Source organism: Roseibium sp. JB4-4, from assembly GCF_055693425.1.
This window is the reverse complement of record NZ_CM146333.1, coordinates 139,997-158,826: the sequence shown is the minus strand read 5'-3', so window position 1 is coordinate 158,826 and position 18,830 is coordinate 139,997. Positions and strand designations below refer to the sequence as shown.

The following is an 18,830-nucleotide window of genomic DNA, read 5'->3' as shown; positions in this document are numbered from 1 at the left end:
GGGGCAAATTGCACAGAACGAAGCGGAGTTGACGGAATTCAAATCCCCGAAAACCGGCAGGTATTGGACCAGCCACCGACAGAGGTGGAGCTGACAGTGGCCGGAATATGTTTGTGCCAATTGCGGACCGAGTACGAGAGCCAAACCACATGATGCGTAACGATAACAAGAAATTCGACACTGCCCTGATCCGGGATCTCGCAGTTTTACTTGACGAGACCAATCTTTCCGAGATCGAGCTGGAACAGGGCGACACCCGCATTCGCGTTGCCCGTCAGATGTCGATCAGCGCCCCGGTAAGCATGGCTGCCGCACCTGCAGTCGCACCTGTCGCAACCGCAGCGCCAGCCGCACCGTCCGCACCCGCTGCTGAGACGGCTGCGAGCGCCGGTTCAACAGTAACCTCTCCGATGGTCGGAACCGCTTATTTGTCTCCAGAACCAGGAGCTGCCGCCTTTATCCAGGTCGGTGACAAGGTAACGGAGGGTCAGTCGATCCTGATCATCGAAGCCATGAAGACAATGAACCACATTCCCTCCACCAAAACCGGTGTCGTCAAGGAAATCCTTGTGGAAGATGCTCAGCCGGTGGAATTCGGCGAACCGCTCATTATCGTCGAATAAGGAGCCTCTTTGGCTATGTTCTCGAAAATCCTAATTGCCAACCGAGGCGAAATCGCCCTGCGCATTCTGCGCGCATGCAAAGAGCTTGGCATTCCAACAGTTGCCGTTCACTCAACCGCAGACGCTGATGCAATGCATGTGCGTCTTGCCGATGAAAGTGTTTGTATCGGACCTCCGGCAGCGCGTGAGAGTTATCTCAACATTCCGCAGCTTTTGGCAGCCTGTGAAATTACCGGGGCCGACGCAGTTCACCCCGGCTATGGTTTTCTTTCGGAAAACGCACGGTTTGCCGAAATACTCGAAGCACACAATATCGAGTTTATCGGTCCAACCGCTGAACATATCCGCATTATGGGCGACAAGATCCAGGCCAAGCAAACAGCCAGGGATTTGGGCATTCCTGTTGTGCCGGGATCTGACGGAGCAGTCACGTCTTCCGATGACGCCCATGCGATAGCGCGTGAAATTGGCTATCCAGTGCTGGTCAAGGCCGCTTCCGGCGGCGGTGGCCGAGGCATGAAGGTCGCAAAATCCGAGGCTGATCTGGACACAGCACTTTCAACGGCGCGGAGCGAGGCTGCCGCAGCCTTTGGTGACGACGCCCTCTACATGGAAAAGTATCTCGGAAAGCCGAGGCATATCGAAATCCAGGTTCTGGGTGATGGCAAGGGAAATGCGGTCCATCTTGGGGAGCGCGACTGTTCTCTTCAGCGCCGACATCAAAAGGTTTTGGAGGAGGCTCCCTCCCCGAGCCTCAATGCAGAGCAGCGCAGCCAGATCGGCGAAATTGTTGCCAGTGCCATGCGCAAGCTCAAGTATCGCGGTGTCGGGACCGTCGAATTCCTTTATGAAAATGGCGAGTTCTATTTCATTGAAATGAACACGCGCCTTCAGGTGGAGCACCCGGTGACTGAAATGATCACCGGCATCGATCTGGTGAACGAACAGATCCGGATTGCAGCCGGTGGCTCGCTTGACATGACCCAGGAAGACATTCGCTTTGAAGGGCACGCAATCGAGTGCCGTATCAATGCCGAAGACCCGGTCAACTTCACGCCGTCCCCGGGGACGATTACCTATTATCATCCACCTGGCGGCTTGGGCGTTCGCGTCGATTCAGGCGTCTATCAGGGCTACAAGATCCCGCCCTACTACGACAGTCTGATTGGCAAACTGATCGTGCACGGACGTAATCGAGTGGAATGCATGATGCGCCTGCGCCGGTGCCTTGATGAATTTGTCGTTGACGAAATCAAGTCGACTATTCCGCTTTTCCGCGATTTGGTGGACAATCAGGACATAGCCAACGGTCAGTACGACATTCACTGGCTCGAGAAGCACCTGGAGAATAAGTCCAGCTGACCGACCAGGCGGCGAGCCAGCATCGCCGCCACAGGGACAGTGAGGTCTTATGGCAGGTTACAAAGACGACATCGTTATGGAAATTACGCCGCAGGTGTTGCTGAAGGCATATGCCTGCGGTCTGTTTCCCATGGCTGAATCGGCTGATGATCCCGGCCTCTTCTGGCTCGAGCCGGAGCGGCGTGGAATCTTGCCCCTGGACAGTTTCCATCTGCCGAAACGCTTGCGCAGAACCATCCGAAACGACGTTTTCGAAATTCGCGTCAGTACGGATTTCCAAGGCATTATTGACGGCTGTGCAACACCTCAGCCAAACCGAGACAAGACCTGGATCAATCGGGAAATTCGAAGACTTTACGGCGAACTGTTTGAAATGGGGTATTGCCACACGGTCGAGGCCTGGCAGGAAGGCAAACTCGTTGGCGGGCTCTATGGCGTAAGCCTGAACGGTGCTTTTTTCGGCGAGAGCATGTTTACCTTCAAGTCTGACGCTTCAAAGGTCTGTCTCGCGCATTTGGTCGCCCGTCTGATTGTTGGCGGCTACTCTCTGCTCGACACACAGTTTGTAACCGACCATCTGAACAAATTTGGTACGCAGGAAGTATCGCAGGCCGACTACAATCAACGCCTTGCCGACGCTCTCAAACTTGAGACCGACTATTACGCCTTGTCTCCGCAAGCCTCGGGACAAGACGTCTTGAGTGTGCTGGACACCTGAATTCTCTTTGAAGGCCAACGCCAGGCGCGAAGTGGCCTGTATCTGCCAACGCCCAAACGTGCAGCAACCCTGACGCGCATATCGGTTGCAATTGCCGCCATCACCTATCTTTGCTAGCATTCCGTTGCGTAACAAAGAAAAGTCAGGAAGTTGCATGGCTGGGGATGTCAAAGACAAGACCGACGCACGACTGATGCGTGAGCAAGCAGTCCGCAAACGCAAGGAACTGGGTGACGAGGCCTTTTCACAGGGCTCGGCTCCACCGGCACCAACGACGCCCTCATCCTTGAAGCCGGACACTCTTTCATCGTCAACATCGACCAAGCCCGGCACGGCCGCCCACTTGAGTACGGAACTCCAAAAGGCCAAGCAGACCATGACGGATTTTGCCGCCTCGGTCTGGAACAGCGGAGCCACGGATCCGAGCAACACAATCCTGGATACCAAGTTCAACAAGGATCTGGAAACACTGCGGGGCTTGCACTCGTTTTTGATACGCGAGGCGACATCGCTTCCGGAGAACTTCTCGCTTGGTATTCTCAATCACCTGCAAGCCGGGGGGCCTGGCGACAAAGGTCGCACTCCCACAGATGCGGAGTGGCAGGCGATTGAACAAAAGACCCAAGCTCTCTTCAGTCAGTTGTCAGACGCCAATCGCAAAAGGTTTCTGGCATCTCAAATGCCAAACTTTCTGCCGAAGCTGGCAGTTTGGCTGGTTGTTGTCTCGATCGGCTCCATGATCATGTCCGTGGTCCTGTCAGAAGTGCCGATATTCGGCACAGGAATGAACGGTGCCGCAATGGTCCTCTTTTTCCTTGTCTGGCTGATGTCCCTGGGAGCAATCGGATCGGCTGCATTTATCGGCTTCAATGCCATTTCGGTCACAAGCGACATAACTTTCGATATTTCAGATTCGCGCCTGATCGTTCAAAGAATCGTTCTGGGAGCCCTATTTGCTTTGTTTTTCACGTTGCCCTTCGGGTTTCATGAATTTCTGAGTTTCGTGAAAAGCCTGAGTTCTGCTGCACTGAACAAGACAACCGTGCCTACGAAGTCGGAACTTGCCTTCACCAACCAGTCCATGCTGCTGATCATGCCGTTTGTGCTGGGCTACAGCACATCCCTGGTTATTCTGGTCCTCAACAGGCTGATTTCTTCCGCCAGCACATTGTTTGGCGCACAGCAGGCATCTGCAAAGGCAAGCCAGAAACCCGGTTGAACGGGCGGCTCGCCCGGCAGACAGTCGAAACAAAAAAGCCCCGCTTTTCAGCGGGGCCTTTTTTGGTCCTGAGGGGTTCAGCTGCCCGGTGTCCAGGCTTCATAGTCACCGCTCACTTCAGGCCGTTTTTCCGGCGTCAGGATAGAACCGTGCGGTCGATAGGCGTCGGGTGTCCCGGTACCATTGGCGCGATGCGACTGCTGCCAATGCTTCGGGTGATAGGTTTCGTCAGACGGTGGTGTGTCGACCCGGTGGTGCATCCAGCCGTGCCAGCCTGGTGGTATCGTTGAGGCTTCTGCCAGGCCGTTGTAGATCACCCAGCGCTTCTTGCCCGCACGTTCCTTATAGTATTTGTTGCCGAGTTCGTCTTCGCCGACAAACTCACCCTTGCGCCAGGTGAAGAAACGGGTGCCCATTGTCTGGCCGTTCCACCATGTGAAGAGTTCAAGCAGCAGAGTTTTCATGGCCCTCTGGGGTCCCTCAAAGTCAATTCGCCTGTGTTCCGCGCAGCTGTATTCGGACAACTACCGGATTTTGGCGGACTATGGCGGCAACGCTCGCGTCTGTCTATAGGTCGCAGATACAAAATATCGGCATTCGCACCGTTCCGGCAATCATGCCGCAGATGCAGTATCAAATGCCGCTGGACCTCCGCACGAGATCAGTGCGGCTTGAAACCCTTGAGGCCGGTAAAGCCCGCGGTGCGGATGTGTCTTGCCGCTGCAGAAAACTTCTTTTTGATATCCTTGTCCTTGCTGACGCTCCGTTTCTTGACACCAGCAAAGATCGGTTTGGGCACTTCAGGCTTCTCAAATGCTTCTTCAACGGCGTCTTCGACCTCAGCCCGCTTCTTCACAGCAGTCCGGTGATGCAGTCTGGCCCCGGCCAATGACTGCATTTTCTCCGCCTGTTCATCCATTGTCTTTTGGATGCCATAGATATTGTAGAAGCCCGAGTGCTCGAGAATCATGGGCCGGTCATCGTTCAACAGCCAATGCAGCCGTTTGAAGAGTGTCGAGGGTGAAACGGGCTTCACCAGAACATGATGCGCGCCGGCTCTCAGTGCCTTGTCGACCAACGGGCGGGTTCCGTGAGCCGTAATGAAGAGAATCGGTACATAGCAGAGCGGTTCCATGTGGCGATGTCGAACGAGCCGCAAGAACTGGTATCCGGAGGTCGGCGCCATCCGCCAGTCGGTGAGAATCACATTGGGTGGCTCTGCAAGACTGGCCTCGAGCGCTTCATCGACCGAATCGAAAACGCGCACACGCGACACTTTAAAACTGAGGAGAATCGATCTGAGAATCGTTTGCATCGGCTTGCTGTCTTCCACGACAACAGCGTCGATGTCCTCCATTGCGAGCCCGAAAGCGGCATGATGCTTCATATTGTGCGGGTCCCTATCCCTGTCGTTCCCACACTAAAGCAGACGCGGCTTAAACCCGGTTGAAGGTGACACGCGCCATTTACTTCAAATTTTCATAAAAAACGTGCCCATACTCATCCACAGCTTCGTTGATCGAGCGCTACCGGCACTTCTTCGCCGGGAAAGCAAGCGCTTTTTCCTTGAGTTTGCGCGCTCCCCACTCCCCTCCCCAATATCCACATGGACACACAAGATTTTGCGTTTGTACGTTTTTTGAGCACTAGCTGTTGTCACTCACGCCTTGACCTTAAGATTTCATTTACCTTAGATTTCCTATCATTGCGATGTGCGTAGTCGGGAGCTTTTCCAGGCAACCCGGTCATCCAAAACCACCAGTATCCGCGTTTGCGTCTCAGGTTTTCTTTCAAAACCGGAGGAAGGGATTTTGTGTGCCTAATCCATTGGCGCATATCGTGACAAAGCTGTTGATGAACACTATATATAGTGGATCGTTAACCTCTATACGCTACATACAGACACAGACCTAGTGTAGGCAGGACAACATCCGGGACGAGAGGCAGGCGAAACGCCAATTCCGGATGAAATGCGGGACAAGGCTGGTTTCATGAACCGGCAAGGGATTAAAAGGGGTAACTGAGAATGCGGATCGAGCGGCGCTACACCAAGGAAGGCCAATCGCCTTACGCCGGCATAGACTTTCGGACAGCTAACAGTGAGATCCGCAATCCGGACGGATCGGTGGTATTCCGTCTGGAAAACATCCAGGTACCGACTCAGTTCTCCCAGGTTGCCTCCGACATTCTGGCGCAGAAATATTTCCGCAAGGCTGGTGTGCCCGCCAAACTGAAACCTGTTGAAGAAAACACCGTCCCATCCTGGCTGTGGCGTCACGAGGCCGACGAAACCGCGCTTGAAAAAATTGACGAAGACGACCGCTACGGCTCTGAAACCGACGGGCGTCAGGTTTTCGACCGTCTTGCCGGTACGTGGACCTATTGGGGCTGGAAAGGCGGCTATTTCGACAAGGAATCAGACGCGCAGGCGTTCTACGACGAGCTGCGCTACATGCTGGCCACCCAGAAGGTCGCACCGAACTCTCCGCAGTGGTTCAACACCGGCCTGCATTGGGCCTATGGCATCGACGGACCGAGCCAGGGCCATTTCTATGTAGACTTCCAGACAGGCCGCCTGACCAAATCTAAAACCGCTTATGAGCATCCTCAGCCCCACGCTTGCTTCATTCAGTCGGTTGGCGACGACCTTGTGAATGAAGGTGGCATCATGGACCTCTGGGTCCGCGAAGCCCGCCTTTTCAAATACGGCTCCGGCACCGGCTCCAACTTCTCGCATGTCCGGGCAGCTGGCGAAAAGCTGTCAGGTGGCGGCAAGTCCTCCGGCCTGATGAGCTTCCTGAAAATCGGCGACCGTGCAGCGGGCGCAATCAAGTCCGGCGGCACGACGCGCCGTGCAGCAAAGATGGTTGTTGTGGATGTCGACCATCCCGACATTGAGGAATACGTCAACTGGAAGGTTCGCGAAGAACAGAAAGTGGCCGCTCTCGTCACCGGATCCAAGATCTGCCAGAAGCACCTTTCCGCCATCATGCGCGCCTGCATCAACTGCGAAGCGGACAATGGCGACTGCTTCGACCCGGCCAAGAACCCGGCATTGAAACGCGAAATCCGTGCAGCGAAGAAAATGATGGTGCCGGAAAACTACATCCAGCGCGTCATCCAGTTTGCACGTCAGGGCTTCACGAAAGTCGAGTTTCCAACCTACAACACAGATTGGGATTCAGAAGCCTATCTGACAGTTGCCGGCCAGAACTCGAACAACTCCGTCCGCGTGACCGATGGCTTCCTGAACGCTGTTATCGAAGAAGGCGAATGGGACCTGACCGCGCGCAAGTCCGGCGGCGTTCTGAAGACGGTAAAAGCCAAGGAATTGTGGGAACAGATCGGTTATGCCGCCTGGGCGTCTGCCGATCCGGGCCTGCAATATCACACGACCATCAACGATTGGCACACCTGCCTGGCCGATGGTGAAATCCGGGCCTCCAACCCCTGCTCGGAATATATGTTCCTGGATGACACCGCCTGTAACCTGGCATCCCTGAACCTGATGCAGTTCCGCAAGGAAGACGGTTCGTTTGCCATCGACAACTACGAACACGCCGTGCGGCTGTGGACCATTGTCCTCGAAGTGTCCGTGTTGATGGCGCAGTTTCCGTCGAAGGAAATCGCGGAACTTTCCTACAAATTCCGTACGCTCGGCCTTGGCTATGCCAACATTGGTGGTCTGCTGATGACCTCCGGCATCCCCTATGACAGCGTCGAAGGCCGCGCGATCTGCGGTGCGCTTACTGCTGTCATGACCGGGGTATCCTATGCGACTTCAGCCGAAATGGCCGGAGAGCTCGGTTCTTTCCCGGGATACAAGAAAAACGCCAAGCATATGCTCAAGGTGATGCGCAACCATCGCCGCGCGGCCTATGGCGAAGCCGACGGCTATGAAGGCCTTCAGACCAACCCGGTCCCGCTCGACCATGCTTCCTGCCCGGAGCCGATCCTGATCGACCGTGCCAAGAAGGCCTGGGACCGCGCGCTGGAACTTGGCGAGAAAAACGGCTACCGCAACGCCCAGTCGACGGTGATTGCACCGACCGGGACTATCGGTCTCGTCATGGACTGCGACACCACCGGCATCGAACCGGATTTCGCATTGGTGAAATTCAAAAGCTCGCCGGTGGCGGCTACTTCAAGATTATCAACCGTGCCGTTCCTGAAGCATTGCGTGCACTCGGTTACTCCGAAAGCGAGATCGGCGAGATCGAAGCTTATGCCGTCGGCCACGGCACGATCGATCAGGCGCCGGGGATCAATCCCTCCTCCCTGAAAACCAAGGGTTTCAGTGATGAAAGCCTGGCGAAGCTGAAAGACGGCATGAAGTCGGCCTTCGACATCAAGTTCGTCTTCAATCGCTGGACTCTCGGCGACGAACAATTGAAGGCGCTTGGTGTTTCTGACGAACAGCTTGAAGATCCGGAATTCGAACTGCTGTCTTTCCTTGGCTTTTCCAAGGCCGACATCGAGGCTGCCAACACTCATGTCTGCGGTGCCATGACGCTCGAAGGCGCTCCTTTCCTGAAGGAAGAGCACTATCCGGTGTTTGACTGCGCCAACCCGTGTGGCCGTATCGGCAAGCGCTTCCTGTCGGTGGAAAGCCACATCCGCATGATGGCGGCAGCTCAGCCCTTCATCTCCGGCGCGATCTCCAAGACGATCAACATGCCGAACGATGCAACGGTCGAAGACTGCATGGAAGCCTACATGCTGTCCTGGAAACTGGCCCTTAAAGCCAATGCGCTTTATCGCGACGGCTCCAAACTGTCTCAGCCTCTCAATTCTCAGCTTCTGGCTGACGATGAAGACGACCAGGAAGATGCCATCGAGGAACTCGCTGCCAAGCCGCAGGCCGCCAAGGCCGAAATGGTTGCAGAGCGGATTGTCGAGCGGATCGTTGAGCGTGTTGTCCGTGAGCAGGAAAAGCTGCCGGCCCGTCGCAAGGGCTACACCCAGAAGGCCAAGATCGGCGGCCACACCGTGTTCCTGCGAACCGGCGAATATGACGACGGCCGTCTTGGTGAGATCTTCCTTGACATGAACAAGGAAGGCTCGGCTCTTCGGGCCTTCATCAACAACTTCGCGATCTCCGTTTCGCTCGGCCTGCAATACGGCGTGCCGCTTGAGGAGTATGTCGACGCCTTTACCTTCACCAAGTTCGAGCCGGCCGGCATGGTTCAGGGCAACGATGCGATCAAAAACGCAACGTCTATCCTGGACTACGTGTTCCGCGAACTGGCGGTTTCCTATCTCGGCCGTCACGACCTTGCCCATGTCCCGCCGGAAGCCTTCAGCGGCCCGGTTGACGCAGGCGCGGTCAAGAATATGGATAAGAGCGACCCTGGCGTCGTGTCGCACGGCCTTGTCCGTGGCCAGACGGAACGTTTCCGCCTTGTCTCCGGCTCTGAACCTGCAGGCGAAATCACCGAAACGGTGAAAGTGGAACTCGCGGGAACCGTCGCTGCGCAGGCGTCGGCTGTGGCGACTGCCTTTGCCCGCGGCGAAAGCGTTGCTGCGGCTGTTGAGGTCACAACAGCCCCTGCCCCTCAGGCCAGCACCGCATCACAGCAGATCGCTCAGGCCCGCATGAAGGGCTATGAAGGCGAAAGCTGCGCCGAATGCGGCAACTTCACCATGGTGCGCAACGGCACCTGCCTGAAATGCGACACATGCGGCAGCACAAGCGGCTGCAGCTAAGCGCTTAGCCGGGAGTTCGCCTGACGCGTCAGCGTTTCTCGCTCTGCGTCCGGACAAATAGCTCAAACGGCGCTCGAAAGCTGCTCACCTGCCGTTAAAGTGCTGAAATTTGGTGCCATGGCCATTGAAGCAAGAGAACCCGCCCATCGGAGACGATCGGGCGGGTTTTCTTTTCACGAAGCCACCAATGTAAGCTCTTGATCCTCTGAGAACTGTCGCCGCGTGTCTAAACAGTGATTAAACTTGGTCGAACGCTGATGGAAGTTTATCGGCGACGCACCTTCGAAGGCCGCGGAACAAGGCAGCTGAAAGTTTCAGGGTCTCCGCTCGAGCCCCAAAAAAGAAAGTCCATAGCCATCTAATTCCAGGGGGATGAAATGCCAAAACGCACAGTGGTTGATGACGGCACTTCGACCAAAGCCCACCGTGCAACTCTCGAGTTGATGCTTGGTATCGGATCTTATTTCTCGGAAGGCGATGAGCAAATGAATGAGATCATTTTTGTACCGATGGCGATTACGGCCCGAATCATAAGGTTACACGAAGCGATCGCGACGCTGCTCAAAGAAGGGTATATCTCCGAAGCGGCCATCCTTTCGCTTACAGTATTTGAGCTCCGCATCGATCTACTAGATACTGCAAGTGACATCAAACGGGCTACCGCTTGGGTCGAGCATGACAACCCAAAACGAAAACTTGAGGGAATGAAGCCGAGTCTCATGCGCCTTTTCTCCGAAGCACGCGCAAATCGAATGTACGAGATTTTTCGTATCCTTTCCGGCATCAAACACGGCAACCCGCTTTTTTCGGACCTGGCATTTCCGGTCACCAAACGTCGAAATAAAATGACAGTGACGACCGGTCCTATCGAAAACGTTTCAACAAAAGCATTCACTCGCGCGGTGTTCGCGTACTCGACCTACCAATTGATCTGGTCCGCACAAGTTCTCAACAATTTGGTAGCCAAATATACGAAAATTGAACGTCCCACCCGCCAAAACGTGCACGACCTCTACATGTCGCTGCGCAAGGTGGAGACTGAGTTCTACACACATTGCCGCCGGAAAGTCACATCGAAAGAAACATTCTTCGACTTAAAGAAAAAACATCGTCCGAGGAGTAACTCCCCGAAAAATTAACAGATCAATTAAAGCTACATGACAGAAAGTCAGACAAGAAAATCGGGATTTATTACGTGGACTATCTGATCATTGACCGTATTCTTCGGCCAATTTGCGGAGCTCACTCACAGCTACGCTTTCTTCAGCCTTATTTCCGAGACCCTGAACAGCATCGAAACTGTCGACCTCCAACTCCTGAAGGTTAAAAAACTCGTACGCATATGCGGCTTTCTCGCTGCCACTACTCATTATCTTGACTAAGTTTTTTGCATTCACCTGATATGCAATCCGGGTCAAGTGATCATCCCACAAATCAAAATTAGGATGGACGAAGCGGTAGTTGTCGCTTGAAAGGAGTGCGTCGGGATCGTCACCGTTAATCACGAAGCCGTCGCCGCTCCGCTTGAACTGCATGTTGCAGCGCTTGCAGGCAGCGGCAAGATTCCAAAGCGTGTAACTCAGAGCCTTATAAGCCGCTTTGCCTTTCGGTAGAATGTGTTCTCGGTCGGTCATAAAGGGACCAGCCCCCGTGAGGTTGGTTCGGCAATAACAACAGTTCCAGCCATGGCGCTCTAAATGAAAGTTCAGTATCTTTTCTTTTGCGCTCTTGAGCAGCTCTTTCTCCTCTTGGCTTTCTGGCACAAAATCCCAAGGTTTATCGTTGGCGAGCGCTTTTTCGATCACTGCCATTTCCGCTGCATCAAACGCAAACTCAGCTAGTGGGGGCACATACGGATCAGTCATAGCTTCTCTGCCTGCCGCGCTCCGCTTCTACTTTGACGATAAGCTTGCGCACCCCGTCAAAAAACTCTCGCTGCTGCGAATCAAAGCTCTTTTCATCCATCTCCTCGACGCGCGCGAGCGCCGCATCGACACCAATTGCACCTTTTTCCAATTGACTGACGATGCCGACGAGTTCTTCGCTGATGAAGTGGTTGGCCGGGGTAATCACGTCGAACGCCCGCCAAAGTATCTCTTCAATACTTTCGGACGAACTTTTGGAACCTCTTAGTTCGATTTGTTCAACTTCGCCCCGGGCTACCTGGAACACAGATACTAGATCGTGCGTTTCAGCGAGAGCACCCGTCACAATCAATGGTGCATGAGTAGCTATAATCACTTGAGCGCCTCGATATTCGAGTGCACTCAATAACCTGTCTACATATTCACGCTGCCACCGGGGATGAAGACTGTTTTCTGGCTCATCGACCAAGACTAGAGGATCCTGGTCATGGTTTGCGATGAGGAATAACAAAGACGAAATCAAAGCAAGCTCACCCGAGCTTGCCTTCAATAACTCGATGACGGGTCCTTCTGACCGTTTGAGATAAACTTGGATATCCCCTAAGAACCCACTCTTCCTCAGTGCTTTTTCCAGTCGGAGGACGCTGGCGAACTCAAGGCCTTGTGTGTAATCAAGCAAACTCCCCCGCTCATTTACCCATAATATTTCCCGCGTATCAAATCGACGCAGGAAACCGATAGCCAGCTCGATGTCCCGTGGATCTGCGCCTTCTTCAGAAAACATTTCCGGTTCAAAAAATTTGCGTTGGCTCTTCATGCCAACCTTAAAGCCAATAGTCCCCTGGTAGCCGCAATACTCAAGGATCTTGGCCATTTGGTAAAAGCGACTGTCATCGCCATCCAGCGTATGCGCAACAGCAAGTTTGACCGTGTTTTTTGGCGACTGTGCACCTTGGCTCGCAGAGAGACGTTTAACGCCGCGCATCCCGGAAAAACGATCATGGGAAGTATTACAGATAACAGCAATATTTCGGGTATTTCGACATTCCAAAGCGAGATCGCGCAGAAAATTGCTTTTGCCAGAACCATTCGGTCCAACCAAAATTGCAATCTTATACCCTCGACCAGAAGCAGGGTCGCCAAGGCCCAACAACTCAAGCATTTTTTCCAGGCCTCCCATAAAAATCATCCCCGAATGCCGATTTAGAAAAGCTCTCGTGTAAGTTCACCTATCTGCTTGCAGAACCTTCCAAAGGAGAAAGGTGGCGACTTGCGCTAGCGAATATTCAGAATTCTGTAATTGAGCCCTAAATCAGGTTCGTGGAGGAGTACTCCAAATCCTCCAGAAACTCCGACCCAGGTTCCACTCCGGTTACTAGCAAACGATCTCTCGCCCGGGTGCAAGCCACATAAAACAGATGGCGTTCGGTATCGAAGACCTCTTCTAGTTCCGTTTCATCGCCAACCGTCTCAATTCGGGCCTGTTGCGGTAGAATTTCATCGTCACATGCCATGACCGCAACGCCTTTGAACTCAAGCCCTTTTGCGAGGTGCATTGTTCCGATGGAAACACGACCCGCTGGATCTTCAACCCGTTCGGAAAGCTCCAAAGCCTCCAATCCGGCAGATTGCACAGCGGCTCTCGCTCGGTGAAGTTCGGCTTCACTGCGGACAAACACGCCTATTTCCTCCGGGGCAGTTCCATCTGAAATCAGCGACTGAAGCCAACTGGATATGACGTTCTTCTCGGCTTCAGTAGTATGTACAAGCTGGACTTCTGGGAGAGGGCCGTTGAAGACAGATACAGTTCCAGTCCGTTCTTCCTCATTGCCATCCACATCGCGCAAAGATGTTGGCAGGAGCCTGTCGACAGTCTCCCGGATTTGATGGGACGTACGATAATTCACCTTCAGGGTATTCGAGCGCCCCCGTATATCGATCCCAAGTTTCATCCAGGAAAAAGGCTCCTGGAAGATCCGCTGACCAAGATCACCTGCAAAAAACAAACGGTTGGCACCCTGTTCGGAGATTGCGGCGAGCATTCTCAATTCCGGCACACCAAGATCCTGGGCTTCATCGACAACGATGTGCGTGAACGGCTTTCTGTCCTGTTTGGCGTAGTGGCTTTCCACCATGCCAAACACCATTGGCCAGGTCAGACGCCCCTGGGTCTCCAGCTGTCTTCGTGTCGCTTCAAAAATCGGCCACAGCCTCTCCCGCTGTTTTGATCCGAGACGGTTCTTTCGACCAAGCCTCGGAACCGTCTTGTAGTCTTCAAGGCTCGCCAACTGCCAGGCATCGATCACATTGTTCCATTCCGACATCAGGAACCGCTCGGTATAGGGTCCACCTTCAACCCCGTCTGCTGCCGCTTTCAGGGCTGCCCTGACATGATCTTGCGATGCCGGCCGCGGGTCATGTCCTTTGATCAAGGTGAAGAGGTCTTTTGCGACACCTTTGAAGGAGAGTGTGGTCGCATGGTGGGAGGTTGTATCCTGCCCACTCATAAGCATTCCAAGCTTGTGTTCCAGGCTGTTTGAAAGCGGCTCAGAAAACGTAGTCAGCAACAGACGAGCGCCGTCGTCTTCTTGCAATACCCGCATTGCTCGATGGAGTGCGACCACGGTCTTGCCAGTACCCGCGGATCCGGACACCCTTGCAGGGCCATTGAAGTCCCGGTCAACAACACCTTGCTGAGCCGGATGGAGATAAAGGATCCATTTCTCCCAGGGGTATTCCAGTGCCCTTTGCAGCTCCTCGACATTTTCCATGATCCGGAAACGTCGTTGCGCATCAGGGTGCTCGAAAGGTGTCCCGGTAAACGAAGCTCTTTCAAGCTGAGGCACAAGACCCGTTGAAATGTACTCCAGGAGTGCTTCAGAAGCTTCACCAGGTAGATGAACAGCCAGCTCCAGGAAGCGATCCTCAGTCGCCCCTTTGATGTCTTCAACCCAGTCCTGAGGCACGCCAAGTTGGAGGATGTCTTCGACATTCAGAGATTCGAAAGGGAAAGTCGCGGGTTTGCCCGGAAGCGGCAGTGACACTTGCTCTTCAGCAAACCCAGGCACGGATTCGAACACCGGAATTTCTTCGACCCGTTCGCGAACCTCGACGATCTGTGCCGCTCCGGTTCGCGGATGGGTGTCGATTCGGCGCCGCTCAGCCCAGGCATAGGCATCGTCGTGATGGTCGACATAGCAAACCAGGAAGCTCCCCGCCGTCTTGTGAACGATGATGCGGATATCCCGGTTGACCCGGATCGACCAGAAATTCTGGTCCTTCGATTTGTCGACCCGGTGAAACTTGAGCCCGGGAGAAGCCGGGTCTTGTTGAAGGTCGAAAACGGTGATCTTCACCGCCTTCTGTTCCTGGGCCGTCAGCTTGGAAAGGGCATTGGAAAAACTATCGGCAATGAGGAACTGCATTACATTCCCCGCTCCATCAAGGTTTGCAGACGCCCCCTCAATTGCTCAGAAAGAGCTCGTCGCCCCTCTTCATTGTTGAGGTATGGGATGTGACGATGATGACGGAGGTCAAACGGAACATCATTAACTCGCTGAACGATTGGCACCACAGGCTTACCAAGAGTGTGTGCAATCCCCGCTTCATAGAACACATTTGGATTTCGATCGCTGAAGTCACATATTACTATGGCCGATCGATATATAAGCGAGAAAATATCTTGGATAATTTCCGAATCTTCCCAGACTTGATTTGCATTAAGCACCTGTAATCCCAAGCCTTCTCCAGTGTTGGAGATCGTTTCATAAACTGTCATAAATTGGGGTGAAAAAGGAATCATAACCGAGACCAAGTTGGCTTGGATTGGCTGATCTGGAATCCGGAAAATTGTCGGTTGAACCGCAATTGGAAGACCGGGAGGGGCTTCGTCAAACAGCCCTCTATACTCTTGTGGTAGCTGGCGAATTTGTTCTCCAGTTAACAAACCAGCACGCAGCGATTCACTGGCAAGGTCAACATCTTTTACTGCCCAATGTGTTCTATTGAGCTCCCATTCTTCGATGTCTAATTCCCACGAGAGAGCAGCAAGTTGTTCAGGACTTATCTCCGGGAGCCCGTGGATGATTGTATATTCGATACGAATCTCATTGCCCCGAAGCCTGACTCGATCAATTTTTCCCAACCTGGCATTCCGGCCGACAGGATTTTCATATCCAAACACCGTCGGCATTCCATAAAGCTCGTCCAACTGCTGTTGACCAAGCTCTTCCAACCTTTGCCTATGTACAGGATCTGTGTATTCGAATGCCCGGTTTCGTTGAAGCACCCACGGCTCTCCATGAAATCTGTCTTCATTTCCGCTGATAAGAAGATTGAACATTTGAGCCACCTACACCCCAAACACTTTCATCACTTCGTCCCCGAAGTGATTGATCACCTTGACGGCGAACCGTCCCGATGCCGGGCGTTTGAATGGTCGTGACGTATCCCGGTAAAGGGTCGCCCAGGCTTCCTGGTCGATCTCGGCCTTGAGCGCTGTTTTCAGGGACTTGTAGGGATCATTTGCGCCCATGAAATAGGCATGGCGGACGAAGAAGCTCTCCTCGTCGTAATCCGTGTCGATGAACCAGGCGGCAATGTCATTCTTTCCGGAGGCGCGGACTTCGCCCGTCTTGGGATCGAAAACGTCGATGCCGAGCACCTCGACAACAATCTCGCCATTGTAGTCGAACTTCCATTCGATGTCCGGCTCACCGAAGACGACGAAGAGGTTGCCCGCCCCAGTGTTCTTCAGTTCCTCGGACATGTGCAGGTCCGGGTTCATCTTCGCCTTCAGGATCGGCAAGGGCCCCAGCTTGTTGAACTCGGAGGTATGGGCGTCGAAGTTGAAGCCGCAGGCAATCAGCACGTCGAAGCGGGCATCATAGGCTTCCCGAGCAGCGGCGGTCAGATCGGCACGAGTGATCGACCCGAATTCGGGACCGATAAAAATACCAGCGCGTTTCTGGGTTTCGCCCTCCATGTAGCGACCATCGGCACAGATATAGTTGCCCGGCCATGGGTCAATCGCAGCGAAAGTAATCCGATCTTCCTTGGCCGTCTGGTGGACACCCGCCGACTTGAGGTTCTCCAAGATCATCTGGGCGAAGTCTTGCTCCGGGGCGGGTATGTCGCGAGCATGACGTGGCACGGCTTGCGGATCGTTTACGTCCAGCAATGCCTGTAGCTGACCATCATCCTCGTCGGCGGGGATCACCCGGTGCGGCGACAGACTTTCGACGGTGAAAGGTCCTGCCACGCGCACCTTGGATTTATCCTCGTATGGACGGTCGTACAGCATCTCCACGTCGGCCTTCTGGGCGATCGACGTGTCGATTTCCTTCTGCCGAGCGAAGCGAGCATCCCACCATGCTATATGCAAGCCCTTGATGTTTTCCGACCAGGTTTCCGCTACTTCGCGCGGGATCTCCCATTCCTCGAAACTGGTCCCAAGAGCGTCGTTCAACTCCAGCCGTAATGGCTCAAGGGTTTCCTGCCATTTCTCCCAAATCACTTCGATCTCAGCATTGTTGGCGATGGATTTCAGGGTGATATGCGGCGCACGTTCATAGACAAACCCTTGGCGAATATCGCTATTGGTCGGCGCATCTGGCTGGATCTTACCGGAGACCTTTTGTTCCTGCGCCCGGCCTTCGGCGCTGTCAGCCAGATGGTAATAGGGATATCGGGCGGACATCAGTCGCGTGCGAGCAAGCGCCAGCGCCACGCGCGATGTGTCAATGGTAATCCAGCGGCGCCCCCATTGTTCGGCGACCGTTGCGGTCGTGCCGGAACCGCAGGTGGGGTCGAGAACAAGGTCGCCAGGGTCGGTGGCCATCAAGATGCAGCGTTGAATAACCTTTTGAACGGTTTGAACGACATAGTAGCGATCATCGCCAAATCCGCCCGTCCTGGTATCGTCCCAAACATTGAAATGTGGGCGTACGGGGAAGTCATCAAAGTACCTCAAAAAATTGAGCGACTTTCCAACTTTTAGCAATCGATCTGCTTTTCGGAGTTGGTCTAAACCGTGCTTGTTAGTCTTGAAAGTGCCTGCACCGGGGGTGAATTTTTGCCCCGCGAAAGTGTATTCGCGAAGGTCTGCACCTTGCGCTATTCGCGCGCTTGTAAGAGGATTTGGACGATAAATCTTAGCTCCGTCAGGTAGATCTGTTTTTCTAAGAAATTCATCCCTCGACATTGCTCGACGGGTCCCATCGTCCAATTCGATGAATCGAAGATTGACCTCTTCTTCGGGCTTCCTCGCTTCTAATTGCTGTCGATACTTAACTTTGGTTTTTTGTTTTGAGTACCAAAGTATGTAGTCACATGAATTGTCGAGCAATCCACTCCCAGTCCCAGTAGTTTTTAAGAATATGATTTGTGATACGGCATTCTCCTCACCAAACACTTCATCTAACAAGGCCCGAACGCGGTGAACGTTCTCATCGCCAATCTGGACAAAAATTGACCCCGACTCAGTTAACAGGTCCCGCATCACAGTCAGGCGATCCCGCAGGTAGGTCAGATAGGAGTGGATGCCGTCCTTCCAGGTATCGCGGAAAGCTTTGACTTGTTCCGGTTCCCGGGTGATCTGGTCCTGCTTGCCGTCCTTCACGTCCCGCGACTGGGTGGACACCTGCCAGTTGGAATTGAACTTGATGCCGTAGGGCGGGTCGAAATAGATGCATTGCACTTGGCCACGCAATTGTTCGCGTTCGGCCAGACTAGCCATAACCTGAAGACTGTCCCCCAAGATCATCCGGTTCGACCAGTGCTGGTCGTGCTGGTAGAATTCTGTCTTTGCCTCCGGATCGATGCCGTTGAAATCGCCGAAGAGATCGAACGTGTCCGATTGCGCGTCCGTCCGTTCCTTGGTCTGCCGCTTCAGATCATCAATGATCGCCTTGGGGTGAACCTTCTCCTGGATGTAAAGCGGCGGAGCAGTGACGACGAGATCGGACCAGTCCTGAGTGTCCTTGCCGCGCCAGACGAGCTGAGAATCGCCCAGTTCTATCTTGCCAGTCTCCGCCAGCTGTTCCACCTGCTCCTTGGTCAGGGAAATCGTCACTCCGTTCCAGACGATTTGCGGATCCAGATCCCCGTCGCGTTCGCGCATGGCCCCTTCGGCCAATGGTCTTGCTCGAGGATAATGGACAGGCGCAAACGGATCCTGTTCCTCCATCCTCTGGGCCACCGACTGGAGCTCCGCCGTCGGGATGTTCTTCCGCGTCGCCTCATCGTGGGTGAGTGTTTCGACCAGTTTGGGGGATTTGGGCTTTTTTGCCATTAGTTTGTTTCCTCAAACGGTGGCTTCACTGTCATCATATAAAGTT

Annotated in this window: 12 protein-coding genes and 1 pseudogene; 6 read left to right on the top strand and 7 right to left on the bottom strand. The window is 54.0% G+C overall.

Annotated features, from left to right (window positions below; all coding sequences use genetic code 11):
- Positions 1–152 precede the first annotated feature (152 nt).
- The 4 genes from accB (at position 153) to ACZ1HV_RS00815 (ending at position 3,922) form a co-directional block, all read left to right on the top strand.
- Positions 153–623, top strand: a complete 471-nt coding sequence (accB, locus tag ACZ1HV_RS00830) for an acetyl-CoA carboxylase biotin carboxyl carrier protein (protein ID WP_298820608.1) — start codon at positions 153–155, stop codon at positions 621–623.
- Between the two features lie 15 nt (positions 624–638).
- Complete coding sequence (gene accC, locus ACZ1HV_RS00825; protein WP_472717031.1) at positions 639–1,985, top strand: acetyl-CoA carboxylase biotin carboxylase subunit; 1,347 nt, start codon at positions 639–641, stop codon at positions 1,983–1,985.
- A gap of 49 nt (positions 1,986–2,034) precedes the next feature.
- Positions 2,035–2,703: a leucyl/phenylalanyl-tRNA--protein transferase gene (gene aat / locus ACZ1HV_RS00820; RefSeq protein ID WP_298820440.1), complete on the top strand. Its 669-nt coding sequence runs from the start codon at positions 2,035–2,037 to the stop codon at positions 2,701–2,703.
- Between the two features lie 154 nt (positions 2,704–2,857).
- Positions 2,858–3,922 carry a hypothetical protein gene (locus ACZ1HV_RS00815; RefSeq protein ID WP_298820438.1) on the top strand — a complete coding sequence of 355 codons (1,065 nt, stop codon included), beginning with the start codon at positions 2,858–2,860 and terminating at the stop codon, positions 3,920–3,922.
- A 77-nt stretch (positions 3,923–3,999) separates the two neighbouring features.
- Here ACZ1HV_RS00815 and ACZ1HV_RS00810 read toward each other — a convergent pair whose 3' ends face one another.
- On the bottom strand, positions 4,000–4,386 hold the full coding sequence (locus ACZ1HV_RS00810) for an NADH:ubiquinone oxidoreductase subunit NDUFA12 (RefSeq protein WP_298961769.1): 387 nt from the start codon (positions 4,384–4,386) through the stop codon (positions 4,000–4,002).
- 197 nt (positions 4,387–4,583) lie between these two features.
- Positions 4,584–5,309 (bottom strand): response regulator, encoded by a 726-nt coding sequence (locus tag ACZ1HV_RS00805; RefSeq protein ID WP_298820434.1) that lies wholly within the window; start codon positions 5,307–5,309, stop codon positions 4,584–4,586.
- Between the two features lie 639 nt (positions 5,310–5,948).
- On the opposite strand from ACZ1HV_RS00805, the pseudogene ACZ1HV_RS00800 reads away from it, so the two are divergent.
- Positions 5,949–9,628: pseudogene (locus ACZ1HV_RS00800) on the top strand (vitamin B12-dependent ribonucleotide reductase).
- A 377-nt stretch (positions 9,629–10,005) separates the two neighbouring features.
- Entirely contained in the window at positions 10,006–10,767 is a 762-nt protein-coding gene (locus ACZ1HV_RS00795) for a hypothetical protein (protein ID WP_472717030.1), read from the top strand.
- Positions 10,768–10,836: 69 nt separating this feature from the next.
- Here ACZ1HV_RS00795 and ACZ1HV_RS00790 read toward each other — a convergent pair whose 3' ends face one another.
- From ACZ1HV_RS00790 to ACZ1HV_RS00770, 5 genes are all read right to left on the bottom strand, one after another.
- Entirely contained in the window at positions 10,837–11,493 is a 657-nt protein-coding gene (locus tag ACZ1HV_RS00790; protein WP_472717029.1) for an HNH endonuclease, read from the bottom strand.
- Complete coding sequence (locus tag ACZ1HV_RS00785; RefSeq protein ID WP_472717028.1) at positions 11,486–12,673, bottom strand: AAA family ATPase; 1,188 nt, start codon at positions 12,671–12,673, stop codon at positions 11,486–11,488. Before ACZ1HV_RS00785 ends, ACZ1HV_RS00790 begins: the two co-directional genes overlap by 8 nt.
- Positions 12,674–12,800: 127 nt before the next feature.
- Positions 12,801–14,918, bottom strand: a complete 2,118-nt coding sequence (locus tag ACZ1HV_RS00780) for a 3'-5' exonuclease (protein WP_472717027.1) — start codon at positions 14,916–14,918, stop codon at positions 12,801–12,803.
- Positions 14,918–15,835 carry a type 1 periplasmic-binding domain-containing protein gene (locus ACZ1HV_RS00775; protein ID WP_472717026.1) on the bottom strand — a complete coding sequence of 306 codons (918 nt, stop codon included), beginning with the start codon at positions 15,833–15,835 and terminating at the stop codon, positions 14,918–14,920. The genes ACZ1HV_RS00780 and ACZ1HV_RS00775 overlap by 1 nt, the downstream gene beginning before the upstream one ends.
- 9 nt (positions 15,836–15,844) lie before the next feature.
- Positions 15,845–18,784 (bottom strand): site-specific DNA-methyltransferase, encoded by a 2,940-nt coding sequence (locus ACZ1HV_RS00770; protein WP_472717025.1) that lies wholly within the window; start codon positions 18,782–18,784, stop codon positions 15,845–15,847.
- Between the last annotated feature and the right edge of the window lie 46 nt (positions 18,785–18,830).